24 protein-coding genes are annotated in these 25,295 nt (G+C 34.0%); 19 read left to right on the top strand and 5 right to left on the bottom strand.

Going from position 1 to position 25,295, the window contains the following annotated elements; all coding sequences use genetic code 11:
* Positions 1-7: 7 nt before the first annotated feature.
* The 16 genes from M5A78_RS10275 to M5A78_RS10350 all read left to right on the top strand — a co-directional run bounded on the left by M5A78_RS10275 (position 8) and on the right by M5A78_RS10350 (position 17,668).
* Positions 8-772: a tyrosine-protein phosphatase gene (locus M5A78_RS10275; protein WP_248735184.1), complete on the top strand. Its 765-nt coding sequence runs from the start codon at positions 8-10 to the stop codon at positions 770-772.
* Between the two features lie 162 nt (positions 773-934).
* Entirely contained in the window at positions 935-2,038 is a 1,104-nt protein-coding gene (locus M5A78_RS10280) for a glycosyltransferase family 4 protein (protein WP_248735185.1), read from the top strand.
* A gap of 30 nt (positions 2,039-2,068) precedes the next feature.
* A complete protein-coding gene (locus M5A78_RS10285) occupies positions 2,069-3,103 on the top strand; it encodes a polysaccharide biosynthesis protein (RefSeq protein ID WP_248735186.1) in 1,035 nt (344 codons plus the stop codon).
* Between the two features lie 44 nt (positions 3,104-3,147).
* The gene (locus M5A78_RS10290; RefSeq protein WP_248735187.1) at positions 3,148-4,257 is read left to right on the top strand and encodes a capsular polysaccharide biosynthesis protein CapF; all 1,110 of its coding nucleotides are present in this window, start codon (positions 3,148-3,150) and stop codon (positions 4,255-4,257) included.
* Between the two features lie 5 nt (positions 4,258-4,262).
* A complete protein-coding gene (gene wecB / locus M5A78_RS10295; RefSeq protein WP_248735188.1) occupies positions 4,263-5,390 on the top strand; it encodes a non-hydrolyzing UDP-N-acetylglucosamine 2-epimerase in 1,128 nt (375 codons plus the stop codon).
* A gap of 4 nt (positions 5,391-5,394) precedes the next feature.
* Entirely contained in the window at positions 5,395-6,480 is a 1,086-nt protein-coding gene (locus M5A78_RS10300) for a glycosyltransferase (protein WP_248735189.1), read from the top strand.
* A 46-nt stretch (positions 6,481-6,526) separates the two neighbouring features.
* The gene (locus M5A78_RS10305) at positions 6,527-7,831 is read left to right on the top strand and encodes a lipopolysaccharide biosynthesis protein (RefSeq protein WP_248735190.1); all 1,305 of its coding nucleotides are present in this window, start codon (positions 6,527-6,529) and stop codon (positions 7,829-7,831) included.
* Between the two features lie 36 nt (positions 7,832-7,867).
* Complete coding sequence (locus M5A78_RS10310; protein WP_248735191.1) at positions 7,868-9,223, top strand: O-antigen polymerase; 1,356 nt, start codon at positions 7,868-7,870, stop codon at positions 9,221-9,223.
* Between the two features lie 74 nt (positions 9,224-9,297).
* Positions 9,298-10,203 carry a beta-1,6-N-acetylglucosaminyltransferase gene (locus M5A78_RS10315; RefSeq protein ID WP_248735192.1) on the top strand — a complete coding sequence of 302 codons (906 nt, stop codon included), beginning with the start codon at positions 9,298-9,300 and terminating at the stop codon, positions 10,201-10,203.
* Between the two features lie 78 nt (positions 10,204-10,281).
* Positions 10,282-11,535, top strand: a complete 1,254-nt coding sequence (locus M5A78_RS10320) for a type III PLP-dependent enzyme domain-containing protein (protein WP_319942276.1) — start codon at positions 10,282-10,284, stop codon at positions 11,533-11,535.
* Between the two features lie 20 nt (positions 11,536-11,555).
* A complete protein-coding gene (locus M5A78_RS10325) occupies positions 11,556-12,518 on the top strand; it encodes an ATP-grasp domain-containing protein (RefSeq protein ID WP_248735193.1) in 963 nt (320 codons plus the stop codon).
* A gap of 38 nt (positions 12,519-12,556) precedes the next feature.
* Positions 12,557-13,609 (top strand): GNAT family N-acetyltransferase, encoded by a 1,053-nt coding sequence (locus M5A78_RS10330; protein ID WP_248735194.1) that lies wholly within the window; start codon positions 12,557-12,559, stop codon positions 13,607-13,609.
* Positions 13,610-13,765: 156 nt separating this feature from the next.
* The gene (locus M5A78_RS10335) at positions 13,766-14,962 is read left to right on the top strand and encodes an ATP-grasp domain-containing protein (protein ID WP_248735195.1); all 1,197 of its coding nucleotides are present in this window, start codon (positions 13,766-13,768) and stop codon (positions 14,960-14,962) included.
* Positions 14,963-15,042: 80 nt separating this feature from the next.
* The gene (locus tag M5A78_RS10340; RefSeq protein ID WP_248735196.1) at positions 15,043-15,867 is read left to right on the top strand and encodes a tyrosine-protein phosphatase; all 825 of its coding nucleotides are present in this window, start codon (positions 15,043-15,045) and stop codon (positions 15,865-15,867) included.
* 63 nt (positions 15,868-15,930) lie between these two features.
* On the top strand, positions 15,931-16,542 hold the full coding sequence (locus M5A78_RS10345; protein ID WP_319942277.1) for a sugar transferase: 612 nt from the start codon (positions 15,931-15,933) through the stop codon (positions 16,540-16,542).
* Positions 16,543-16,576: 34 nt separating this feature from the next.
* Positions 16,577-17,668 carry an ATP-grasp domain-containing protein gene (locus M5A78_RS10350; protein WP_248735197.1) on the top strand — a complete coding sequence of 364 codons (1,092 nt, stop codon included), beginning with the start codon at positions 16,577-16,579 and terminating at the stop codon, positions 17,666-17,668.
* A gap of 112 nt (positions 17,669-17,780) precedes the next feature.
* On the opposite strand, the gene M5A78_RS10355 is transcribed toward M5A78_RS10350, so the two are convergent.
* The gene (locus tag M5A78_RS10355) at positions 17,781-18,485 is read right to left on the bottom strand and encodes a DUF421 domain-containing protein (protein ID WP_248735198.1); all 705 of its coding nucleotides are present in this window, start codon (positions 18,483-18,485) and stop codon (positions 17,781-17,783) included.
* A 123-nt stretch (positions 18,486-18,608) separates the two neighbouring features.
* Complete coding sequence (locus M5A78_RS10360; RefSeq protein WP_248735258.1) at positions 18,609-19,658, bottom strand: lactonase family protein; 1,050 nt, start codon at positions 19,656-19,658, stop codon at positions 18,609-18,611.
* Positions 19,659-19,841: 183 nt separating this feature from the next.
* On the opposite strand from M5A78_RS10360, the gene M5A78_RS10365 reads away from it, so the two are divergent.
* Entirely contained in the window at positions 19,842-20,555 is a 714-nt protein-coding gene (locus tag M5A78_RS10365; protein ID WP_248735199.1) for a DsbA family protein, read from the top strand.
* On the top strand, positions 20,548-20,970 hold the full coding sequence (locus tag M5A78_RS10370; protein ID WP_248735200.1) for a disulfide oxidoreductase: 423 nt from the start codon (positions 20,548-20,550) through the stop codon (positions 20,968-20,970). The genes M5A78_RS10365 and M5A78_RS10370 overlap by 8 nt, the downstream gene beginning before the upstream one ends.
* Positions 20,971-20,979: 9 nt before the next feature.
* On the opposite strand, the gene M5A78_RS10375 is transcribed toward M5A78_RS10370, so the two are convergent.
* Positions 20,980-21,879: a DUF2935 domain-containing protein gene (locus tag M5A78_RS10375; RefSeq protein WP_248735201.1), complete on the bottom strand. Its 900-nt coding sequence runs from the start codon at positions 21,877-21,879 to the stop codon at positions 20,980-20,982.
* Positions 21,880-22,010: 131 nt separating this feature from the next.
* Here M5A78_RS10375 and M5A78_RS10380 point away from each other — a divergent pair, with 131 nt between their 5' ends.
* Positions 22,011-23,597: an acetolactate synthase large subunit gene (locus M5A78_RS10380; protein WP_248735202.1), complete on the top strand. Its 1,587-nt coding sequence runs from the start codon at positions 22,011-22,013 to the stop codon at positions 23,595-23,597.
* Positions 23,598-23,928: 331 nt separating this feature from the next.
* Here the strand turns inward: M5A78_RS10380 and M5A78_RS10385 are convergent, their stop codons facing one another.
* A complete protein-coding gene (locus M5A78_RS10385; protein ID WP_248735203.1) occupies positions 23,929-24,021 on the bottom strand; it encodes a YjcZ family sporulation protein in 93 nt (30 codons plus the stop codon).
* Between the two features lie 377 nt (positions 24,022-24,398).
* Positions 24,399-25,238, bottom strand: coding sequence for a hypothetical protein (locus M5A78_RS10390; RefSeq protein ID WP_248735204.1), 840 nt, complete (start codon positions 25,236-25,238; stop codon positions 24,399-24,401).
* Positions 25,239-25,295: the final 57 nt, after the last annotated feature.

Consider the following 25,295-nt stretch of genomic DNA (forward strand, 5'->3'; position numbering starts at 1 on the left):
TAAAAATATGATTGATATTCACTGTCATATTCTCCCATATACAGATGACGGTCCCTGTCATCTAATTAAATGTAAGGAAATGGCGCAGGCAGCAATTTCAACTGGAATTACCCATATATTTGCTACCCCGCACCATCATAATGGGCTATTTGAAAATCCAAAGGCAGATATTTTAAATCGTGTAATTGAGTTTAATAAGTATTTACATCAGGCTAATATTCCTCTTACCGTTCATCCAGGCCAAGAATTAAGAATTCATCGGGAGATATTTATTTCACTTGAAATGGGTGAAGTACTGACCCTTGACAATAAGGATAAATACTTATTATTAGAACTGCCTTCAGGGGAAGTTCCAACCTACACTCAAGAAATTGTTTATGAACTATTGTTGAAAGAGATTACGCCAATTATAGTACACCCTGAAAGACATAGGGGCTTTATTGAAGAAAACAATTTACTATTTGAATTGGTTCAAGAGGGAGCGTTGACCCAGCTTACTTCTGGAAGTATTCTCGGTCATTTTGGAAAAAAGGTTAAATCCCTTGCAGACAAAATGATTGAGCATAATTTGGCCCATTTCATCGCTACGGATGCCCATAATACTAATTCAAGAGGGTTCTCCCTTCAGGAGGCATATGAAACAATCACAAATAAATTTGGCATCAATCGAACATTTTATTTCAAAGAAAACGCTGAACTGCTCTTATGTGGACAATATATTTATAAAGAAGAACCAGTCCCGATAAGAAAAAGGATTTTGGGTATTTTATAAAAATAAAGTTGAGCATGATGAAACAATTTGATTTTTACTTTAGTTCGAAGCAGGTGATTGTTTTTGAATGTGTTGTTTCTAACATTATCAAATATGGAGAATGTAAATGAAAGGGGAATTTATACGGACCTCGTAAAAGAACTTGCGGGAAGAGGTATAAACATGCATGTGGTTTTTCCAAGAGAGAGAAGAACAGGTTTGCCAACAGAGCTAACGACAACGGAAAACATAAAACTCTTAAAAGTAAAAACAGGAAATATTACTGAGACAAACTTTATAGAAAAAGGAATCTCGACTTTTAATATTGAGAGCCAATATCTAAAAGCAGTAAAAAGGTATTTTTCAGCTGTTCGATTTGATTTAATCCTATACTCAACCCCGCCAATAACATTTGAAAAAGTTGTAAATTATTTCAAAAAAAAGCATTACAGTAAAACCTATTTAGTACTTAAAGATATTTTTCCTCAAAATGCGGTAGATATTGATGTTATTAAAGAAGGCAGCCTGATTTGGAAGTACTTTAGAAACAAAGAGAAAAAATTGTATAAAGCATCAGATATTATTGGCTGTATGTCGAAAGGAAATATGAATTACGTATTAAACTATAATCCATATTTAGACAAGACAAAGGTGGAGATTTTTCCTAATTCAATTAAGCCGGTTGAAAGAGTGACTAGGACAAATTTGAGTAAAGATCTCTATCAAAAATATAACATTCCAAACGATGCGACTTTATTTGTCTATGGAGGAAATTTAGGTAAACCGCAAGGAATAGATTTTTTATTAAAGATAGCCGACAATTTTCACAAAGTGAATAAGGGACACCTATTAATTGTAGGATCAGGTACGGAATATGAAACAATCAGAAATCATTTAACTACTAAAAAACCAAAAAATATAAGCTTGTTTAAAAAATTGCCCAAAAATGAATATGATCAGTTAATGGAAAATGCTGACGTGGGTTTAATATTTTTGGATAAAAGATTTACCATTCCCAACTTCCCCTCTAGATTGACAGCCTATATGGAGTACTCCCTCCCAGTTCTAGCAGCAACAGACAAAAATACAGATTTAAAAGAAATATTGAAAGAATCAAAAAGTGGATTATGGTCAGAAAGTGGAGATTTAGACACATTTATTGACAATGCCAAGAAGCTTTCGAGCGATAAAAATCTAAGGGATCAAATGGGGATGAATGGAAGGGGATACTTAGAAGAACATTATGATATTAGAAAGACAGTCAATATCATTATTAAGCATTTATAAATAGATGCGGCAGGAAAGGAGATGAATATATTGTTTAACGAGAAAACACTACTTATTACTGGGGGAACAGGTTCCTTCGGTAACGCTGTAATGGAAAGATTCCTAAAAACAAATATTAAAGAGATTCGTATTTTTTCTCGTGATGAAAAAAAACAGGAGGATATACGGAATAAATATAAAAATGACAAGCTTAGGTTTTATATAGGGGACGTAAGGGACCTTGCAAGTGTAAAAAATGCCATGCACGGGATAGATTACGTTTTTCATGCAGCAGCATTAAAACAAGTACCTTCCTGTGAATTCTTCCCGCTGGAAGCGGTAAAAACTAATATACTCGGTACAGAAAATGTCCTAACGGCTTCAATAGATTATGGAATAAAAAAGGTCATTTGTCTTTCGACTGACAAAGCAGCATATCCAATTAATGCAATGGGAATCTCAAAAGCAATGATGGAAAAGGTATTTATTGCAAAATCAAGAACAGTTTCTCCCGATAGAACCCTTATATGCGGGACTAGATATGGAAATGTTATGGCCTCGCGAGGTTCAGTTATCCCATTGTTTATTGAACAAATAAAAAGCGGTCTTCCAATAACGGTTACCGACCCTAATATGTCTAGATTCCTTATGAGTCTTAAAGAGGCAGTAGAACTTGTCATATTTGCTTTTCAAAATGCTGAATCCGGGGATATTATGGTCCAAAAGGCGCCCGCATGTCAAATAGGTCACTTAGCTCAGGCATTACAAGAAATATTTAACGCAGATAATGAGATTAAAGTAATAGGTACTCGTCATGGAGAAAAGCTATATGAAACTCTTCTAACAAGGGAGGAATTTTTGGCAGCAGAAGATTTAGGGCACTTTTTTAGAATTCCTGCTGATAAAAGAGATTTGAATTATGATAAGTATTTTGCTGAAGGGGACAAAAATTTATCTGTTATTGAAGAATATAACTCCCACAATACAAAAATTTTAAATATAGAGCAAATCAAAGAGAAACTTCTCGAATTAGAATTTGTCCAAAATGAACTAAAGGATGTAAAGGTGAAGGTAGAGACACTCTAATTTATTTTGAGAAATTTAGCACAAAAAGGAAGGCTTGATATTTAATGAAAATACTGGTTACTGGTGCAAATGGATTTGTAGGTAAAAATCTAGTAGCTGAATTAAAAAATCAAGATTATGAAGATATTTTTGAGTTTAGCAGGGAAACCGACCCCTCTTTATTAGATACGTATACTAAGGAATGTGATTTTGTCTTTCATTTAGCTGGAGTAAATCGACCCAAGGATCAAAAAGAATTTATGGAAGGGAATTATGGTTTCACGTCAGAATTATTGGCCCTATTAAAAAAACATAATAATAAATCACCAGTACTTTTTACATCCTCTACGCAGGCTTCCAAGGATAATCCTTATGGCAGAAGCAAGAAAGCAGTAGAGGATTTATTGTTTTCTTATAGCAAACAAATGGGAGTAAAAACCTTAATTTATAGATTGCCAAATCTTTTTGGTAAATGGTGCAGACCGAATTATAACAGTGTTGTCGCAACCTTTTGTCATAATATTGCAAGGAATTTACCCATTCGGGTAAATGACCCAAATACTGAAATAACATTATGTTATATCGATCATGTACTAGAAGAATTTTTACGAGCGTTAGAAGGTTATGAAACAAGTAATGAGGAAATTTGTGTTGTTCCAAAAAGTTATAAACTCACACTGGGCGAGTTAGCCGATAAGCTCAATTCATTTGCAGAAAATCGGGAATCATTAATAATGCCATCTTTAGAAAAGGAATTGGATAAAGCATTATATAGTACATTTTTATCTTACCTAGAAGAGGATAATTTCTCCTATAGATTAAAAAAGAATGTTGATGATCGCGGATGGCTTACAGAGTTTATTAAGTCGAAAGCAAATGGTCAAATATTTATCTCGAAAACAAAGCCAGGAATTACACGAGGAAATCACTGGCATCATACAAAGGTAGAAAAGTTCCTCGTGATTCAAGGTGAAGCTAATATTAGGTTTAGAAAAATTGATTGTGAAAATGTACTTGATTATAAGGTAAATGGAGAAATACCTGAAGTAGTAGACATACCTGTAGGTTATACACACTCCATTGAAAATACCGGACAAGAAGATGTCATCACCATATTTTGGGCTTGTGAAATCTTTAATCCAGAAAAACCCGATACTTATTTCCTGGAGGTCTAAGTAAAGTGGAAAAATTGAAGGTAATGACGATTGTAGGAACAAGACCTGAAATAATTAGATTATCAGAAGTTATAAAAGCTTGTGATAACTATTTTAATCATACTTTAGTGCATACAGGGCAAAATTGGGATTATACGCTTAATGACATCTTTTTTGAAGAATTAGGGGTAAGAGAGCCTGACCATTATTTAGGGGTTGTTGGGGAAAACCTTGGGGAAACGATAGGAAATATCATTGCTGCTTCCTACAAAATATTAACAGAAGAGAAACCAAATGCACTATTGATACTTGGAGATACCAATAGTTGTTTGAGTGCCATTGCAGCAAAGCGATTAAAAATACCAATCTTCCATATGGAAGCAGGAAATCGCTGCTTTGACCAAAATGTACCTGAGGAAATTAATCGAAAAATTGTAGATCACCTATCTGATATTAATCTGTCTTACACAGAACATAGTCGCAGATACCTGTTAGCAGAAGGAATACGAAAAGAACATATTTTCGTGACAGGATCACCGATGACTGAGGTAATAAAAAAAAATATGAATGGGATTCAGAATAGCACTGTGCTTGAAGACTTAAATCTTGAAAAGAAAAAATACATTCTAGTTTCAGCACACCGTGAAGAAAATATCGACAATGAACATAATTTTTTACTATTAATGAACGCAATAAACAAAATAGCAGAAAAGTATCAATTTCCCGTTATATATTCAACTCACCCGCGCAGCTGGAAGAAAATTGAAGAAAGAGGTTTTAAATTTCACCCCCTTGTCCGTCAACTGAAACCGTTTGGCTTTTTTGAATATAACCACCTGCAGATGAATGCGTTTAATGTGCTTTCTGACAGTGGAACGCTTTCAGAAGAATCTGCCATTCTTGGTTTTTCAGGAGTCTTAATCAGAACATCAACTGAACGACCAGAAGTACTTGATAAAGGAACAGTCGTAATCGGTGGAATTACAGAAAAAGAAATTTTGCAGGCTGTAGAATTGAGCAGAACAATGAGTACGAAGGAAGAGAAGATGTACCTTCCTAATGATTATAAGGATGAAAATGTCTCGGTGAAAGTAGTAAAGATTATTCAAAGTTATACGGAAATAGTTAATATGGTGGTCTGGAGGAAGGTGTAAAAAAATGAATATTATGGTTTTTGATGTCCCTGCAGAAAATAGAGGAGCATTATCAATCCTAAATGATTTTTATGATGAGGTAAAATCACATCATGATAAAAATATAAATTGGATATTTGTCCTTAGTAAACCTGAATTACAAGAAACTGAGAATATAAAAATATTAAGGTTTCCTTGGATAAAGAAAAGTTGGGCACATAGGGTTTTATTTGATAGCTTTGTAGCAGCAAAATTAATAAAAAAATATAAAATTGAAAAAGTATTATCATTTCAAAATGTAATTATTCCAAAAACCAATATTCCTCAAATTCTATATGTTCATCAACCACTACCATTTGTTTCTTACAAATTTAGTCTGATGGAAAATACAATTTTCTGGATTTATCAAAATATCATAGGGAATAAAATAATACATTCAATCAAGAATGCAAGTAAGGTAATTGTCCAATCTGAATGGATGAAACAAGCATGTAGGGAAAAATCCGGGGTTAAAAATGAAAAAATAGATGTTATATTTCCAAACATTAATATTGATATTAAGGAATATTTTAAACCCAATTTAGACTCCTTATCTACTTTTTTTTACCCAGCAGGAGCAAGTATTTATAAAAACCATAAGATAATCATTGATGCCTGCAAGAATTTAAAAAATGAAAACTTAAAGGATTTTAAAGTCATTTTCACGTTAAATGGTGATGAAAATGATTATATTAAAAAGTTATTTAAAGAAGTTAAAGATCATCATTTACCAATAGATTTTGTTGGAAGTTTAACTAGAGAAAATGTTTTTGAACTATATACCAAGTCAATATTGATATTTCCCTCCTATATTGAAACTTATGGATTGCCCTTGCTTGAGACAAGATTACATGGAGGTGTAATACTAGCGTCCGATTCTCCTTTCTCTAATGAAATACTTAATAAATATGAAAATGCATATTTTTTTAATCCTTTTCATTCAGAAGACCTATTTATGTTAATGAAAAAAATAATTCAGCAAAAAGTGGAATATAAAAACGTTGAAGAAACACATTTCCTTAATTCATATAATCGAAAAATGAAAATAATCGATAAGATTATTGAAAATTAATCAGTGGATTTTCATCCATTACCATACCATGGAAACGGTGAGATTAGTGAGTAATTTATTGTCAAATAATCCAGTTAGATCCTTAAAGGGGAATTTCGTTTGGACATTTACCGGGAATGTTATATATGCAATATGTCAATGGGGTATATTTATTGCAATTACCAAATTAGGAACAGCGGAAATGGTGGGGCAATATGCATTAGGACTAGCAATAACAGCTCCTGTTTTTTTATTTTTAAATATGAATCTTAGTGTGGTCATGGTTACCGACAAAAGGGATCAATTCTATTATAAAGATTACTTTATCTTAAGGTTGATCACATTATTTTTATCCATGTTGATTATTTTTTTTCTTATTATTTTTTTCGATTATAGTTTTATTACTTTACTTGTAATCATTCTAGTTGGGTGCTCAAAAGTCATTGAGTCGATTAGTGATATTTTTAATGGTATAAGCCAGAAGGTTGAACGGATGCAAGTTATAGCTATTTCAAAAATTTTAAAGGGAGTTATCTCCCTTGTAGGTGTAATCATTGTTTTATATTTCACAAAGAATATCATAATTACAAATCTTAGCATCATAGTAAGTTGGTCAGTTGTACTATTATTTTTTGATTATAGAAAAGGGATGGAATCGCTATTATTAAATGATAACAATAAAAATAATAATAAAGTAATATCAAGGCCATCATCCTTAAATAGCTTAAAATGCATTGCTGTCATATCGTTTCCGTTGGGAGTTGTAGCATCATTAGATTCATTAAATCTAAATATTCCAAGGTATTTTATTCAAGGAATGCTAGGTGAAGAATCACTTGGATATTTTGCAGCAATAGTTTATCTGATGGTAGCTGGAGGTACTGTGATTGGCGCCTTATGCCAATCATCTCTTCCTAGATTATCTCAATATTATAAAGAAGAAAAATATAACTTGTTTAAGACACTATTGTTAAAACTTTTATTAATTGCTTTCATTCTTGGTTTATTAGGAATTATCATTGCAGCATTGGCTGGGGGAACGGTCCTAACCCTCCTGTATAATCAAGAATATGCTCAATATAAAATCGTTTTTATTTTAATTATGATTTCTACAGCGTTTTGGTATATCTCTTCCTTCTTAGATGTAGGAATAAATGCAACTCAAAACTTTAAAATGCAAATCCCGATATATGCTGCAACTATATTAACTTCAATAGGTACATCGTTTTACTTTATTCCCGCACATCAATTAGTAGGGGGAGCCATCGTGGTATGTATTGGAATGGCAGTGCGCTTTACGACAAGTGTGATTGTTTTAAGAAAAATAATGAAAGCTAAAGATTTTAGAAATTTAGCTCCTTCTTTAAATTAAATAAACTAGATTTAAACAGGATATGGAGTGTTTCCTATGGTAATTTTTATGGTTGCGCTGATTTTAATGATAATTTTTTTGACTCCAATCATATTTTCGCTTAAATATGATTTAAAAAAAGGAGACCTCCTAAAGCCATCAAGAATAGTTGCTGCTTTGCACTTAGTTAGTATAGTGCCATATTTATTTCTTTTTTCATTTAATAATGAATTAGGTTCTCCTTTAGTAAGAAACCACAAAAGTATGGGGAATTTAGACATAACTATTGCTTATTATGGGTTAATACAAGCTTTATGTTTTATTTCGATCCTTTTAGGTCTTAATTCGAATGCAGCAAAAAAAATACCGAAGTTTTTTCCTTATATAGGTGTTAAATATACAAGAAGACAGCTTCGACTAAGTTTCATTATGGCAGGATTAATAGGGGGAGGAGCATTTTTTTTGTTTTTGTCGAAAATTGGAGGACTCAATTATTTGTTAAACAATTTGGAATATCGAACTTTTATCATAGCAGGAAATAATTATCTAACAAGTCTTTTTTCTTGTCTAAATATTGCCTTAGCAATATTGATTTATTCCTTAAAAGAAAAGAAAACCTATACTAAACTTTTATTTATAATAATTCTATGTGTTGCATCAATATTAATATTTTCTTCCATGGGGGGGAGAAGTTCAACCATCTATCTCATGTTTCTAATTCTGTTGGTAGTTCATTATGGTGTAAAAAGGATTAGAAAAATTCCAAGGAAAGCAATATTTATTGCTTTCCTAATGATAATTTACTTTATTGCAATACCTATAATAAGAACACCTGGCGCTTTCGAATATTATAGTAAGAATATTAATCAATTAGAGAAGGATATACGGGAAAATTATGAAATAATATTTACTCAAACAAGTTATGTAGATCATTATTTATTAATATTAAATTATTTTGATATCGATAAGTTATGGTTAGGTGCAAGTTATGTTGATTTGTTGAAAGCACCGATACCAAGCTCCCTTATTTCCAACAAACCACCGGTTGATGATGGTGTTTATTTAAGAACAATAGCAGAGGGAATGGATGTCCGACCTTCTTTGCCATATAAGGATTTGTATAAATCTTCATGGCCTCCAGAAACTTTGGGGATCATGTATATGAATTTTTGGATACCTGGTGTAATTATTGGGGCATATTTGTTAGGTGTAATATACAAGACTTTTTATAATTACATGGTTAATTCAAAATATAATATCTTTTCCATATTAATCTATTCAAACATATTATTTAGTTTTCACCTGAGTAATTTGAGAATTGTCCAAACTTTATCGAGCATCATATTGATTTTTTTATTTTTTATACTGTTTTATAGAATAAGGTTTGATCCAATATATAAATTTAAGGAATAATTTCTCAATTATGTTGAATTGACAAACATGAAATACCAGTTTTCCGGAGGGAAATTCAGGAAGGGGGAAAACGAATGAATTCTGATCTTCGAACGGCTTTTTTATTGCAGATTCATAAAAATCCAGATCAAGTGAATCAGTTTATTAAACAGCTTATTTCAGAAGGTCAAGCAGATGTATTTGTTCATATTGACAAAAGGAATTACGAAAAATTAAATGAAAAAATAATAAAAAGTCCTAATGTAAAGGTTCTACAGCAAAATATCGTCTGTGAATGGGGTGATATTAGTCAAATCGATGCTACTATTCTACTAATAAGAGAAGCACTTGCATCTAAAAATGAGTATGATTATGTCTGTTTAAGAAGCGGGCAGGACTTGCTGGTAAAAGAAGGTTTTAAAGAATTCTTAATAAAAAACCAAGGTAAAATTTTTATGAAGATAAGAAATACGGATAGGAAAAAATTAGGTTTTATGAAAATTAACTGGCCAAGAGTGACTCGTAGACGGTATACCTCAACCCATCCTATCAGGGTTTATCGGAGATTGGTTCTTAGCCTTTATAATAAGGGGATAAATATTTCTCCAAATTCACACCAATTTCCTTTGGATTACACATTTTATACTGGCTCACAGTGGTTTACCATTCCGGTTGAAACGGCAAAGTATATCATTAAGTTTTTAGATGAAAATGAATGGTATTATAAGTATTTTGAAAATTCATTGGTCCCCGATGAATGTTTTTTTCACACTTTACTATTAAATTCACACTTTAAACATGAAGTTGTCAATAACAACCTCATGTTTTTTAAATGGGGAAAAACACTTAGTGAGCGAAATTCCCCTCAGAACTTAACGACAGAAGATATTCCACTCATTGAGGGAGCTAATCAATTTTTTGCAAGAAAATTTGACGAAAATGTTGATAAATCAGTCATTGAATATTTTACCAATCAGGTTTGGTTTGGTAGTAAAAAGTAATTAGTGCACTAAATGATGAAAATATATAGGCGGCTATTTATAGGTTTGTATTAAGGCAGTGAAGTGAGGTTGGTAGGTATGATGTTAAGTTACCATCAAATCAAAGAACTGGACCAGGAGTTTGGTTCTTCCTTTTATTTGTTAGATATAAATAAATTAAGAAATAACTACCAAAAAATAGATAGTGCATTTAAAAGAAGGTATCAAAACTTTATTATCGGTTATTCCTATAAAACTAACTATTTGCCTTATCTGTGTTCAGTGATGTCACAATTAGGAGCATATGCTGAAGTTGTTTCTAGATTAGAGTACGATTTAGCGATAAAAATAGGTGTTGATCCACGTAAAATTATCTTTAACGGACCATTAAAAACATTCGAGGATATTGAAATCGCTTTGAATTATGGGAGTATTCTAAATGTTGATTCACTTTACGAAATGGAGGATGTAAAAAACTATAGTGAAAAATATACATCCAAGCAGGTAAAAGTTGGACTAAGGGTAAACTTTGATATTACCAATAACGGTGAAAACGTTCTTCAAGAAGGATTTGATCGAAGCCGCTTTGGAATTTGTACAACAAACGGAAATTTTCAAGATGCGGTAAAGGAACTCAGGGAATTAGAGAATATTAGAATCGTTGGCTTACATGGCCATTTTTCAACAAGAGAAAGGAAGCTAGAAACTTATGAAAATATCACAAAAGGTCTATGCCAATTAGCAAAAGAATATATTGGTGATTCGCTGGAATTCATCGATATAGGGGGAGGGATTTATGGTGAATTACCAGCTTCCTTTAAACTAAATGCTCCAAGTTTCGATGATTATGCTGAAGCAGTCTGCAGGATTATGAACAATGAATTTCAAAATAATGAAAGAAAACCTTATTTAATATTAGAACCTGGAATTTCGATGGTGGCTAATACCTTCCAATTTATTGCAAAGGTTATTGGAACGAAGAGAATTAAGGATAAATATTTTGTCTTGATAGACGGCAGTGTGCACAATATTAAGCCAACCATGCATAAGCGCAATCTTCCGATGCAAATAGTGAAACAAAAAGTCACAGGAGAAAAATATGTTTCATATAACATTGTTGGATATACATGCATGGAAAAAGACTACTTAGCTTATGAAATAAATGGAGAATTACCAAAAAAAGACGATTATGTCATTTTTGAAAATGTCGGTGCATATACAATCGTTTTTAATCCGCCTTTTATAAAGGAGAGGCCTAGTATTGTGGCAGCCTGCAATAATGAATTTTTTGTTGTAAGGAAAAAGGAAAGTCTGAGGGAATTTTTCAATGAAGACCTTTATATATTTAAATAATGCAAATTGAGGGGGTTGACATGAATATTTTATTATGTAGTGTCGGCAGGCGGGCAAAATTAGTCAGCTACTTTAAAGAAGAGCTAGGTAAAATAGGAGGCAAACTTGTAGCAATTGATTGTGATTCGTCAGCACCAGCCTTACATTTGGCAGATATCGCTGAAACCGTTCCACGTATTACCCACCCTGAGTATATACAACATATTAAACAACTTTGTATAAAATACAAAATCAGTGCCTTATTGAGTCTTATTGACCCGGAATTAAGTTTATTAGCGGAACATAAAGAAGAGTTTGAAAAAGATAATATAAAATTAATTATTTCAAACAAAGACGTCGTTAATATTTGCTATGATAAATACTTTACTTATCATTTCTTAAAAAAACATGGTTTTTCCGCCATTCCGACCTACCTACATCTTGATGATATCTTGAATGAAATCAAAAATAATAAACTTTGTTTCCCATTAATTATGAAACCTAGAAAAGGAAGTGCCAGTAAAGGGGTTTCCAAGATCCATTCGATTGAGGAACTACTTGCTTTTTGGGAACATACTGGCGAATTTATAATACAGCCATTTATTGTTGGTCATGAATACGGTGTTGATTGCTATGTTGATCTATTAAACTATCAAGCTACTCATATTTTTTGTAAGAGAAAAATAAGGATGAGGGCTGGAGAAACAGACAAATCTCTTGCTGTAAACGATCAGAATCTTTTTCAATTAATTACAAAGTTAGTTGATTCAATGGGACTAATTGGACCAATAGATATTGATTGTTTCCAAACGGATATGGGGTATCTTATTTCGGAAATAAATCCGCGATTTGGCGGAGGGTATCTTCATGCACATGAAGCGGGACAAAATTTCATTAGAAATATAATAAATAATTTAGATGGAATTTCTAATATGACTGATATTGGTAATTATTCGGAAGGGTCAGTCATGATAAAGTTTGATGATGTGATGGTTTTAAAGTAGTTTTGGATATTATTGCTCGCTAAGGTGAGGTGAAAAGAATGGGCGTATTTCAAATTATCGACAGCAAAATCCAATGGGAAGATTTACTAAACAATTTTAAAGAGGTAGATGTCTACTACTCTTATGATTATGGGAACCTATTTGCCAAAGAAGAAAAAGGAAGGCTGTTAGCCGCTTATTATGAAGATAAATTTTCAAAGGTATTCTATCCATTTATTAAAAGAAATGTTGAGTGGTATGAAGAAAAAATTTTTGATATTGTTACTCCCTATGGATATGGTGGCCCTTTAATTGAAGGCAATAATTACTCGATAGAACCTTTTTATCGGTATTTTAGGAACTTCTGTAAAGAGAATAATATTATAACAGAAACAACAAGATACCACCCGATTAATAAAAACCATTTACACTGCAAAGAAATCATGGATATTGCTTATATTAGAAAAACAACAGCAGTCGATTTGACATTGCCACTGGATGAAATTAGAGAGCATTACTCCCCCATGAATAAGAAGAATATAAAAAAGGCCAAGAAAGGTGGTCTTTATTGTTATGTAGCAGAGAATACACTTCATAATATTCATACATTTATAGAGCTATATAAGGAGACGATGGATCGAAACCATGCAGAAAACTATTATTATTTTAATGACCATTATTTTTTTGAACAAATAAAAAATACAAAAATAAGTAAAACTTATATACTATTTACAGAATATTGCGACGAGGTTATTGCAGGAGTAATGGTATTGAAAGGACCTAAATATTCTCATTACCACCTAGGTTCTTCAAAGACGCCCTATTTACACCTAAAACCCAATAACCTATTATTTGATTTTATGATTGAATTTTGTAAATCAAAGGGTTCGGAGCTGCTTCATTTGGGTGGAGGCTGCCAGGAAAATGATGGATTATTTCAGTTTAAAGCATCCTTCACTAATAATAATCATTATGATTATTTTATTGGTAAGAGGGTATATGACGAAAAAAAATATAATAAAATAACTGAGGAAGTAAAAAGACGATTTAGAGTTAATGAAGAATATTTTCCAATATACAGAGGAAAGAAAGATATTCTAAATAACCTATAATGGCGTATGACTAAAGGATTTTAATTTTTTCGCTTTAATTGTTCGTTATTAAGAATTTTTTTAAAATTACAAACTCAATGTGGATGTTTGAGTGAAAATAATTATACAAGTATTATTAATTGCCCTTCAGCGTCAATGGGAAAGAGGTATTTTCATATGAAAAAAATTTTGTTTCTTGGTGGTACTGTTCAGCAAATTCCTGCAATTATATATGCCAAAGATAGGGGTTACTATACAATACTTTGTGATTATCAATCCAATACTCCAGGTCAAAATTACTCAGATGAGTATTATTGTATTAGTACAACAGATAAAGTAAGTATATTAGAAATCGCAAGGAAAAAGAATATTGATGGAATTGTAGCCTATATTTCTGATACAGCTGCTCCAACAGCTGCGTATGTAGCGAACAAATTAAATTTGCCTTCTTATCCATGTGAAGCAGTGGCCATCTTAACTAAGAAAGACCTATTTAGGAAATTTTTAAGGGAAAATGGATTTAATAGTCCAAAAGCAAAAAGCTATAAAACGATAACCGAAGCCAAGAAAGACCTAACTAAATTCCAACTTCCTTTAATGGTAAAGCCTATAGATTCTTCTGGAAGCAGGGGGATTTCTCGAATTGATTCTATAGAGGAAATTGAAATTGCCTTTGAATCTGCGATTTCAAAATCAAGAGAAAAGACTGTCATCGTTGAAGAGTTTATTGAAATGACTCATGATCATCAAATAGGCGGGGACGTTTTTATTATGAATGGGAAATTGGAGTTTTGCGGATTTTTAAATTGCCATAGAAATAATCAGGTTAATCCAAATGTTCCAGTAGGCAAAAGTTACCCGTTATTTTTGGATGAAAAAAGAACCGAAATGGTTCGCAATGACCTGCAAAGGCTAATAGATCTTTTAAAAATTAAAATAGGTGCCTTAAATATTGAAGCAATAATTGGTCAAAATGGGAAAGTTTATTTTATTGATGTTGGACCCAGAAATGGAGGGAATTTGATACCTGATTTTTTGAAAATCATTACAGGGATTGATTGTGTAATGGCTACTGTAGAAGCTGCATTAGGTAATGAAGATCTGCATCTTAAATATGAACCAAATGAAGGATATTATTCCACATATACACTTCATTCTGCAGAACAAGGAAAACTCACAGATATTATTTTTAATAATGAAATTGAAAAAAATATTATTAATAAATTTATTTTCAAAGAAAAGGGAGAAGAAATAGGAGTTTTTAATGACGGTACCAAGGCAATTGGATTTGTCTTCCTAAAATTTTCCAGTTTAAAAGAACTAAAATATAAAATGAATCATATAAGTCAGTATATTGAGGTTCAGGTAAACTGAACAATACAATACTGCGGTCAAAACATTCTTTATTAAGAATGATTCACTGATTAAATCGTTGATGGAAGGAGGGAAAGGTAATGATTGTTGATATTCATAACCATATATTGTTTGGACTTGATGATGGTCCCAAAAACCCGGAAGAAACTATTTTATTAGCTAGGCAGGCGGTAGAATCCGGGGTAGATCATGTTATCGCTACTCCACATCATAAACATCGGCATAAAGAGCATTTTTATGAAAATGATTATAGGCAAATTTTAATGTCGGTTGCACAAGTAAACGATTTATTAAATAATCATCAGGTGCCTTTAACTGTTTATCCCGGGATCGAGTTTCATCTCCATGAACATATAGAAAACGATATTCACAATAACTTAGATTCTTTTCTAACCTTAAATAATACTGGAAAATATTTATTAATGGAACTTCCATGCAGCCATTATCCAGCTCATACAGAAGAAGTTTTATATGAATTACAAACGAAAGGGTATACTCCTATCCTTGCACACCCAGAGAGAAATAAAGTCCTAAGAAGAAACCCGTCAAAAATTTTCGATATGGTTCAGCGGGGAATACTCGTTCAGATTACCGCGAGCAGTGTAACAGGCTTACATGGAAGACGATTAAAAAATTTCTCAATCCATTTACTGGAACATAATCTTGCTCATTTTATTGCTTCTGATGCCCATCATCATTCCTGCCGTAAATTCGAACTAATATCTGCATATAATTGGATTGAAAATACTTTTTCATCAAATTATCGTAAATATTTTGAAGAGAACGCTATCCATGTATTACATGGGACAGAATTCAAAATTATGGAACCAAAATGTATCGATAAAAAATTGCAGTATTTCTTTCTCTTATCATCATTCAATAAAGCAAGGCCTATCCGGAAATAATCCAAAGAAGTAAGGAATATATATAAAACAAGGACAACTACTGTTCTTTAGGGGGGAATCATTTTGAAAAGAATGATAGACCTGTTTGGTTCATTCGCATTGATCATTATTTTTTCTCCGATAATGTTGTTAATTGTATTGATGATTCGAATAGGTATGGGGTCACCTATTTTGTTTAAACAAATTCGACCGGGTCTATACGGAAAACCATTTTGTATTTATAAGTTTCGGACAATGATTGACAAAAAGGATAAAAACGGAAATATGTTACCAGGGAAGTTGAGATTAACAAAACTAGGAATCTTCTTAAGAAAATATAGTCTTGATGAAATACCGCAGCTTTTTAATGTTATAAAAGGGGATATAAGTTTAGTAGGACCACGTCCATTATTAATGGAATACCTGCCGATATATTCGAAAGAACAAGCCAGAAGGCATGAAGTCAAACCAGGAATTACCGGATGGGCACAGGTAAACGGGCGAAATTCAATTAGCTGGGAGGAAAAATTTAATCTAGATGTTTGGTATGTTAATAATCACTCTCTATTCCTCGATCTAAAAATAATACTATTAACAATTAAAAAGGTTTTTAAGAAAGAGGGAGTTAGTGCAAAAGGACACTATAGTATGGAAGATTTCAAGGGAGTTAACAGAGGATCAGGTAATCAGCATTAAGAAAGAAATGTGCCTAAATAATGGGGTGTTAAACATGGAGAAAATCTTAATTACCGATGTTGGTGTAGCTCCTGCGGAAAATGTAATTAACTCATGGAATGATTCTTTGGGCGTGGAGAGCATTATTGGCGTATCAAGAAATGTGTATAGTCTTTACTCATCAAAAGCTAATTTGAAAAGATATATCCCTTATGACTATGCATTTAGTAAGGAATATAAAATTTCATTCTTAAGCATATTGGAAAAGGATAAACCGAGCTTGGCTGTTTTTATGAATGATAGAGAAATCTTAGAGGCCTCAAAATTCAGAGATGAAATATTGACTTATGGGACTAAATTATATTTGCCAAGCCATGACGTAATTGAAAATTGTACTGATAAATATCAAACTTATAAAATTTGGAAAGAACAAGGAATTAAGGTGCCTGACACCATGATTATTTGTGATGAAATGGACTTAAAAAGGACTTTTAACCAGTTTGGGGATCAAGAAGGAAAGGTTTGGCTCCGGTCTACGGTTGGAGCAGGCGGAAGAGGAGCATTACCGACCAATAATTTTGAGTTTGCAAAAAACTGGATCAATCTTCATAAAGGATGGGGGAATTTTACTGCTTCAGAATTGCTACAGGCTGATAAAACAGTTACTTGGTTATCGATTTGGTTTGAAGGAGAGCTCGTTATTGCTCAGACGCGAAGAAGGAGGACATGGGGATTTGCAAATCGCACCCTGTCTGGTGTAACGGGTATTACTGGTGTGGGAGAAACATACTCTAATGATACAGTAAATCAAGTGGCAATGGATTCGATATTGGCCGTAGATCCTAAGCCACATGGTGTTTATGGGGTTGACATGACCTATGACCAAAAGGATTTCCCAAATCCTACAGAAATCAATATGCGTTTCTTTACCACATGTTACTTTTTTACTAAGGCAGGACTCAATATGCCTAAGATATACAAGGATATTATTTTATATAATAATTTTCCAACTCTAGAGAAGAAAATCAATCCACTTCCTGATGGACTACTCTGGATCAGGGATATGGATAGAGAACCAATAATAGCAGATAAGGAAGAAATCAACACAATAATGGAAGAACAAAAGAATATGTTAACTCAAAGATAGAGGGATGCAATATTGCAAAAAAAGTATTTGTAATAAACTAGTTAATTAAGATTAGAGCATTAATTGACCCACGCTAAATAAGTTATTGCGTGGGTCCTTCGCATACTAAAAATTACACGTATAAAAAAACTTTCATATTATTTTGGCTATCAATGGTGGCAAGTAAGATGTTATTTACTTCTGTATGATGTAAAGACCTGAGAGTGTGAGTTAGCCACTCTTCCTCCTTACCTATTTTCCGCAAAACGGATAAGTCAATCCTTCCTTCTCTTATTATCGTCTGTGGGAGATCAAATGGTTCTGTTTGAAGCTGATAGAATGACGGTGTAATAGCTTCAAATTGCGGGTCCAAGAAAAAGGAGATCTCTCCATCAGATTCCCATAAGGCTAACGCGACTTTTTTAACGTCCTCAATTTTTTCTTTCCTCAATTCTGCCAATAAATCATCGATTGATAGTCTGGCCCGCTTTAACCCTTTATATAGGATTTCTCCTTCCTTAATAAGTGGGAAAGGGGTAGAATTAATGGCTTTTCGTAGCCGTGGCCATTTTAAACTCAAAAAAACACCAATCAAATATAGAACAATGATTACAATTGTTGCGACTACTGAGCCCTTTAATCCGATTCTTTGGTCTGATAAGGGATGAGCAATAATGTTTCCCAGCATTAAGGCGATAACAAAATCAAGTAATCTTAATTGTGAAATGGCTCTCTGTCCCATTATTTTAACGGTAAAGATTACAAAGATGAAAGTGACTGCAGCCCTTAAAGTCCACTCTAATATCGATAAAGAATCCTGGCCATGGAAAAAATCCAATAAAGACACATCCTTTACGAAAAACGTCTTCCTTAGATTGTCACGGATGCTTTCTTTTTACACCTTATTCCAGAAAGGTTTGAAAAAAAACAGAATAAGCCTATCGCTTATCCTGTTTGGCACCTAAATATTTAAAAATTTTACACAGACCGGATGTGGTACAGCAATATCAGACTGTATCAAAGACAGACAGCCAGAATTTTCGTCTCGAGAAAACAACACAAGATTCCCAGATTCTTGATTTGAAGCAATGACGAATTTTTCGGATGGATCGAATGCAAAATCCCTTGGCCAATCCCCTTCAGTGGAAGTATGCTCAATAAAGCGTAGCTCACCCGTTTCTTGGTTTACAGTAAAAACAGCTATACTGTTATGGCCGCGATTCCCAGCATAGATAAATCGTCCATCAGATGAAATATGAATCGCACTACCTTGATTATTTTCGGAAAAATCAGCAGGAAGCGTAGAGATATATTGCTGTTCGCTAAAATGCCCATTTTCCTGATGATAAGATAGAACAATCACCTCTGAGCTAAATTCTGTCATGACATAAGCAAATTTACCATTAGGATGGAAGGCCAGATGGCGAGGTCCACTACCTGCTTTTAACGGCAGCAGTTTTACCTTTGACAGTGTCCCATTTTCATTGATTGCATAGGTAATAAGGGCATCGATGCCTAAATCAACTACTGCCAGATACTTTTCATCCGGTGTAAGCCCCACATAATGAGTATGAGGTTTATCCTGCCGTGGATCCGGACCCCGGCCTTCATGGTTTATCACGGAGGCAACAGATTGTAAGGCGCCATTCTCCTGGTTAATCAGATGGGAGACGACTTCGCCTTTATGATAATTTGCACTGAAAACATACCGATTTTTGCTGTCAACACTAACATGACATGGAGAAGCACCAGCAAGTAATTGGCTATTAACAGTTGTTAATCGACCGTCTTCCTTTATGGAAAAAGCAGTAATACCACCAGTTTCTCCTTCTTTTACCACGGAATAAAGGTATTGATTGTCCTTGCTAATCGTTAAGTAGGTAGGGTTTTCTAACTCTCCAGCAACCTGAACATTCTCTATTTTTTTGCTGTCTATATTTAGAGTAAAGGAATAAATCCCTTTACTTTCTCCTTTTGTATAGGTTCCAACAAACCCACTATATTTTGTCATCATTCAATCTCCTCTATGTAACAATATTAGAATACATGTTTATCATATCCTAAAATGGTAAATAAACTAAGCGAGAAGAACCTTTTGTTTGCATTATTAAGTAGGATAGGTAATATTAATCTTATCTAGGTCTACCATGTACATATATTCTTTTTGAATAAACTGAATTAAAGGAGTTTTATTATGGCAAATAACAAAGAAAACAAGATAAAGGAATCGAAATCGTCATCCAAGTTCACCTTTTGGGTTATAGGTTTGGTAGCTGTCTGTATTTTAGCTTTTATTTTCTTAAATAATCAATCAAAACAACAAGGAAAAGTAAAAACAAATGAAATTGATTATTCAAATCAGCCTTTCTTGGGCAAAGAGTCTGCACCTGTATCCATTATTGAGTTCGGCGATTATAAATGCCCTAATTGTAAAAACTTTTCCGAACAAGTTGTACCTATTATCAAAGATGCGCTTGTTGATACTGGGAAAGCAAAATTATATTTTATGAATGATTCCTTTATCAATGTTGATTCCATTCGTTCTGCTAAATTTGCGGAATCTGTCTTTCAAGAACTAGGAAATGAAAGCTTTTGGAAATTCCATGATCGCCTTTTCGCAAAGCAGCCAGAGGATCCAGCTGCAGAAAAAAAGGATGTATTTACTGAAAACTTTTTGATTGATACGTTAAAGGAAGTGGCGAGTGATACTGAGGTTGAAAAGGCCGTTAAAAACTTCCAAGCTGAAAAGTCCGATGATGCCTGGCAAAAGGATATGGATTACGCGGAAAAACTAGGGGTTACTGGTACCCCGACCATTTTTGTTAATGGTAAGCTGTTCACAGGTAAATCAATCGATGACTTAACCAAAATGGTAGAGAAAGCAGCAAAGGGGAAGAAGAATGAATAAATCCTTACTTCTCGCTTGGATTTCTGCGATCATTGCCACACTTGGCAGCCTATATTTTAGTGAAGTCATGCATTTCATTCCATGCACGCTCTGCTGGTATCAGCGGATTTTCATGTATCCGCTAGCCATTATCTTAGGAATTGCAGTCTACAGGAACGATAACGGAATCTATAAATATGTGTTGCCACTTTCAATTGTTGGAATGCTTTTATCGGGATACCATACATTATTACAAAAAATACCATATTTACAGCAGTTTGAAATGTGTACAAGCGGCGTGCCTTGCTCGAAGGATTACATAAACTGGATGGGTTTTATTACAATTCCATTGTTAGCGTTTATTGCTTTTACGATTATTACAGTGTGTCTAGTTATTTTAGCTCGTAGCCATAAAAGAGAGACTATCCGCGGATAGTCTCTTTATTTAACCTAATCCCATTTGCTGTTCCTGCTGTTTCACCTTTAACCTTTCCTCTAAAACATGGACCATTTGTAGGAAATGATCCGCTTCCCTGACTACGTGGTCTGCAAGTAATGGGTCGATGACATTTTTAATTTGACAGCTTTTTATTAAATCAAGACCTGCTTGTTTAAAATTACGAAGCTCATGTGTGGCATTTTCACTATCTTTATTTAGCTTTCCGATTATTGGATAGGTCGGACTTTTCTTATATAACATTGATTCAACGTCTCGGGCTTGGTTAAGAAGAACTTCGAAATCGTCCCCAAATTTCAGTGCAGTTTTAACTAGATTTCGTTCCGATTGATCAAGCAGAGAGGCGATAAAGCGGGAATGCTCCATCATAATCTTTAACCAAAAAACATTTTCCTTAATTATTGCATCTTGTATAGGATCCAAAATCCCTTCATTAAATTTTTTCAACGTTCTCATAAAGTATTCAGCCTCTCGGGCAATATGATCGACAAGAAGTGGGAAGTTAAAGCCCATTACTTTGCAATTGACAATTAGAATAAGCAAATTACGTTTGAAATTCCGTAATCCTAACACAAGCTGAATCGAATCCTCATTTAACTTCCGAACGGCAGTTACATTATTGGGGGTTTGGTAGGCTCTTTTTTCCTGCTCCTCAAAATAATGATAAAACCGATCGGTTTGTTGAATGAGTTGCTTGTCTTTTCGATTAAATCCTTCGCCTAAAAAATAGGAATGCTCCTTCATAATTCGCAACCAAAATTTATTTTCGGTTAAAGAACGTTCTATAAACAGTTGTTCCGTTAATGATTCGGGTGGTGCGGCAAACGTTTCTGGGGCAATTAACATTTGATTATTGGTATCCATTCCGTTAAATCCTTGCTGAACCATAATTCGCCCTCCTTAAAAGCACGCATATTCCATTATATTTGCTGATTTTTTTTTTATGTTCCAAGCTGCTGTTCATGATTATAAAAATTTAGAAAACAATAAGAGAAGCAAATAATCTATTGGAGGTAAATATGAAAGCATCAGATGTAATTGTCAGCTGTTTAGAAAACGAAGGTGTGGAATATATTTTTGGGATTATCGGCAAAGAGGTCCTTGATTTAGCCCATTCTTTGTCGGCTTCGGAAAAAATTAAATACATACCCGTTCGCCATGAGCAAGGTGCCGCATTCATGGCTGATGTTTACGGCAGAATCTCTGGAAAGCCGGGTGTATGTATGGCTACGCTCGGCCCTGGGGCAACAAATCTTTTAACAGGAATAACAAGTGCGAATATGGATCATTCCCCGGTTATCGCTTTAATCGGACAAACAGGTTTGGATAAGCAACACAAACATGTCCATCAGTATATCGATATCGAGAAGGTTTATGAACCAGTAACAAAATGGTCTGTGCAAATAAAAGCGGCAAACATAATTCCAGAAATCATCAGAAAATCCTTTCGAATTGCAAGCGAAGAAAAGCCTGGGGCAGTCGTAATACAAATACCCGAAAACATCGCCATGGAGAATGTGACCACGAAACCAATAGCCGTTTCAAGCTTGCCCAAAAGCGTACCTGTAGCTGAAGCACTCAAGCTAGCCACTCAGTTGCTTAACCAAAGTCTGCGTCCCTTTATTCTTGTCGGAAATGAGGTTATCCGCCAAGAAGCTGTTAAAGAAGTTCAAACATTTATAGAAAAATTAGGCTCGCCAGTGGCACAAAGCTTTATGGCCAAAGGAATTTTACCAAAAGCTCACCCTCAAAATTTTTATACTTTTGGTTTTAATCAAAAAGATTATGTACTAAAAGGGTTTGAGGAAGCTGATTTACTAATCGTAATTGGCTTTGATATCCGTGAAAAGCTTCCTTCCGAATGGAACATGAAAAAGGTCCCAGTCATCCATATATCTGCTTCAGCAGCTGATGTAGATGAATGCTATCCAGTAAAGGTAGAATTAGTTGGGAATTTGAAAGAATCACTGCCACTATTTCTAAAAAATGAAATTAAGCCAAAGCATTGGCTGCCAGCAGGAGACTTGAAAAATCGGATAGTAGAATCTTATTCGATAGTTGAAAAAGTAGGCGACGATTCCTCACTAACAATTGAACATATCCTGCATGCTATTGAAAGGGCCCAGACGGAAGATACAATTGTTATTTCAGATGTAGGCTCACATAAAATCTCGGTAGCAAGGACCTATCAACCGAAGCATGCCAACCAGCTAATCATTTCCAATGGATTCGCATCAATGGGTATCTCCATTCCTGGTGCAATCGGGGCAAAAGTAGCAGCGCCTGAAAAAACAGTTATTTGTATTACTGGGGATGGAGGTGCATTGATGAACTTTTCTGAACTAGAGACGGCGAAACGGTTAGGATTGTCCTTTATCATTATCTTATTGGATAATTCGATGTTAAAGCTTGAAGTGGATATGATGAAGCGGAAGTTCGCCAATAGTTTTGGCGTTACTTTTACTAATCCTGATTTCATCCAATTGGCCGCTAGTTATGGAGTAAAAGCGATGAAACCAACGAACACAATAGAGTTTGAAGCCATGTTGACAGAAGCTATCAAATTAAAAAATGAGATTATTTTACTCGATACCCTCCTAATTTAAAAAGTTATGGAATGAAGACCCCCCCTCTAAATTGATATTGTTTTTGGGAAACAGAATGAGATGTATATCGTTGATTTTGGCTATCGAAAACCTCCGGGTAGTGGCGAAGGTTATATTCCAAAGACCGGGGTGGTATGGAAGGTAACAAAGCATTAGAATCAGTTTCGATAACTACTTCTATCTAGAGGTTCCTTTAGTGGGAAACAGAAAAATAAAAAGCTTAACGATCCAATCATTTATAATAACGAATAAACATGAAAAAGAGCGGTGAAACCAAATGGTTGTCGCTCTTTTCCACTTGAGAATGATGATGTTAGTGGGGGTTCATTTATTAGTACATAAATGCTGTACCAACAATGATTAATAAAATAAACAGCACAACAATTAAAGCGAAGTTGTTGTGTTCTCTGTGATGCTCAGACATAGTTAACACCTCCTCCACTAAATAATTACAATTTATGCAGGAAGCCTTGCAAATGAAATGGACAAGAGTTTAGAAACTGAAAAAATAGCAAATAGTAGTGACTACTATCAATTTCATAAATCATATATTTACGGGTTGGTATTGCTAGGAACCGCAGAAAAATGAAGGAACTACTTCAAGAAAAAGAGGAATACATCGTAACCTATCCTGGGCTTGGCTTTATGCTACGGAGCTGTTAATTCTTTTGTTAGAGTATTTTGTTTATTTGTAAAAGAGTTCCTCCTCAATTTTTGATACCATAAAGGGCTTCCATAAATGAGGAAGCCCTTTAATATTAATTGATTCGCCGCTAAACGGGGGCGCTTCCGCTTTTCTGATTATTCCATTGCATCATAAATTGCTTTCGTATTTTTGTTCACACCATACCAGTCCAATGTTGTAGTATGTCCTTCGCCGGTACTTGAATTATCGACAACAAATTCATAGACGTGTATTATGTAGTCGCCATTGTCAGCATCATGGTCATACACAACTTTTACATTTTGGTCAGCTTGAAGTCCAAGATGCTTTCTTACCAGATCTTCCGCTTGTGAATGGGAGAGAGTTTCGTTTGCATCCTTCTTTTTTTCCTTAGCATTCTCTTGCTTTTTTGCTTCGTCTTGTTTCTTTTTTTCTTGGTCTGCCACTTTTTTCTTGTTTGATGTTTCGATAACAAGCTGGGAAGCCTCATTCGTCAATTTTTCAATCGAGGCATTCTCTGGATTGCCGATTGTTTGGGAGACTTCTTTAAACACTTCGATTGCTTGGTCAAACTGATTTTGCTCTAAAAGTGTTTTCCCCTTTATCATTCTTTCATTTAACGAATTCTCAAGTGATTTCGCTTCTTGGATTTCCTTTAGTAGAGCAGTAGCCTGTTGGTTGATTTTTTCTTTTGCCACTTTGTTATGTAGCAAAGCGTTTAATGAATTAATCGCGGCATCAAAATCACCCTTGTGATAGAGTTTAAGACTTTCCTGCATCCTTAAAGCAGCTAGAAGATAATCCTTCACCTCAACAGTATCTTTTTCTTTCATAGCATTTTCAAATTTAGCTGCAGCCTCTGAATAGTTTCCTTTTTGTAGTGCAGCTTTTCCTGCATCCATACTCTCTGTATATGCTTTTGGCGTACAGGCAGAAAGAATTAAAACGGTCAGTATAAGAAGAATGAATCTATTCACAGCAATTCCTCCTGATGGTCCTTTCGATTTTCGCTTTAGAACCTCTATTTTAGTAAA

Source organism: Neobacillus rhizosphaerae (genome assembly GCF_937468385.1).
GTDB lineage: Bacteria > Bacillota > Bacilli > Bacillales > Cytobacillaceae > Neobacillus > Neobacillus rhizosphaerae.

What these genes read in the sequence shown, in the direction of transcription:
- M5A78_RS10275 (WP_248735184.1), top strand. Translation starts at nt 8, where the DNA reads ATGATTGATATTCACTGTCATATTCTCCCATATACAGATGACGGTCCC.
- M5A78_RS10280 (WP_248735185.1), top strand. Translation starts at nt 935, where the DNA reads ATGCATGTGGTTTTTCCAAGAGAGAGAAGAACAGGTTTGCCAACAGAG.
- M5A78_RS10290 (WP_248735187.1), top strand. Translation starts at nt 3,148, where the DNA reads ATGAAAATACTGGTTACTGGTGCAAATGGATTTGTAGGTAAAAATCTA.
- M5A78_RS10300 (WP_248735189.1), top strand. Translation starts at nt 5,395, where the DNA reads ATGAATATTATGGTTTTTGATGTCCCTGCAGAAAATAGAGGAGCATTA.
- M5A78_RS10310 (WP_248735191.1), top strand. Translation starts at nt 7,868, where the DNA reads ATGGTAATTTTTATGGTTGCGCTGATTTTAATGATAATTTTTTTGACT.
- M5A78_RS10315 (WP_248735192.1), top strand. Translation starts at nt 9,298, where the DNA reads ATGAATTCTGATCTTCGAACGGCTTTTTTATTGCAGATTCATAAAAAT.
- M5A78_RS10320 (WP_319942276.1), top strand. Translation starts at nt 10,282, where the DNA reads ATGATGTTAAGTTACCATCAAATCAAAGAACTGGACCAGGAGTTTGGT.
- M5A78_RS10325 (WP_248735193.1), top strand. Translation starts at nt 11,556, where the DNA reads ATGAATATTTTATTATGTAGTGTCGGCAGGCGGGCAAAATTAGTCAGC.
- M5A78_RS10330 (WP_248735194.1), top strand. Translation starts at nt 12,557, where the DNA reads ATGGGCGTATTTCAAATTATCGACAGCAAAATCCAATGGGAAGATTTA.
- M5A78_RS10335 (WP_248735195.1), top strand. Translation starts at nt 13,766, where the DNA reads ATGAAAAAAATTTTGTTTCTTGGTGGTACTGTTCAGCAAATTCCTGCA.
- M5A78_RS10340 (WP_248735196.1), top strand. Translation starts at nt 15,043, where the DNA reads ATGATTGTTGATATTCATAACCATATATTGTTTGGACTTGATGATGGT.
- M5A78_RS10350 (WP_248735197.1), top strand. Translation starts at nt 16,577, where the DNA reads ATGGAGAAAATCTTAATTACCGATGTTGGTGTAGCTCCTGCGGAAAAT.
- M5A78_RS10360 (WP_248735258.1), bottom strand. Translation starts at nt 19,658, where the DNA reads ATGACAAAATATAGTGGGTTTGTTGGAACCTATACAAAAGGAGAAAGT.
- M5A78_RS10365 (WP_248735199.1), top strand. Translation starts at nt 19,842, where the DNA reads ATGGCAAATAACAAAGAAAACAAGATAAAGGAATCGAAATCGTCATCC.
- M5A78_RS10370 (WP_248735200.1), top strand. Translation starts at nt 20,548, where the DNA reads ATGAATAAATCCTTACTTCTCGCTTGGATTTCTGCGATCATTGCCACA.
- M5A78_RS10375 (WP_248735201.1), bottom strand. Translation starts at nt 21,879, where the DNA reads ATGGTTCAGCAAGGATTTAACGGAATGGATACCAATAATCAAATGTTA.
- M5A78_RS10380 (WP_248735202.1), top strand. Translation starts at nt 22,011, where the DNA reads ATGAAAGCATCAGATGTAATTGTCAGCTGTTTAGAAAACGAAGGTGTG.
- M5A78_RS10385 (WP_248735203.1), bottom strand. Translation starts at nt 24,021, where the DNA reads ATGTCTGAGCATCACAGAGAACACAACAACTTCGCTTTAATTGTTGTG.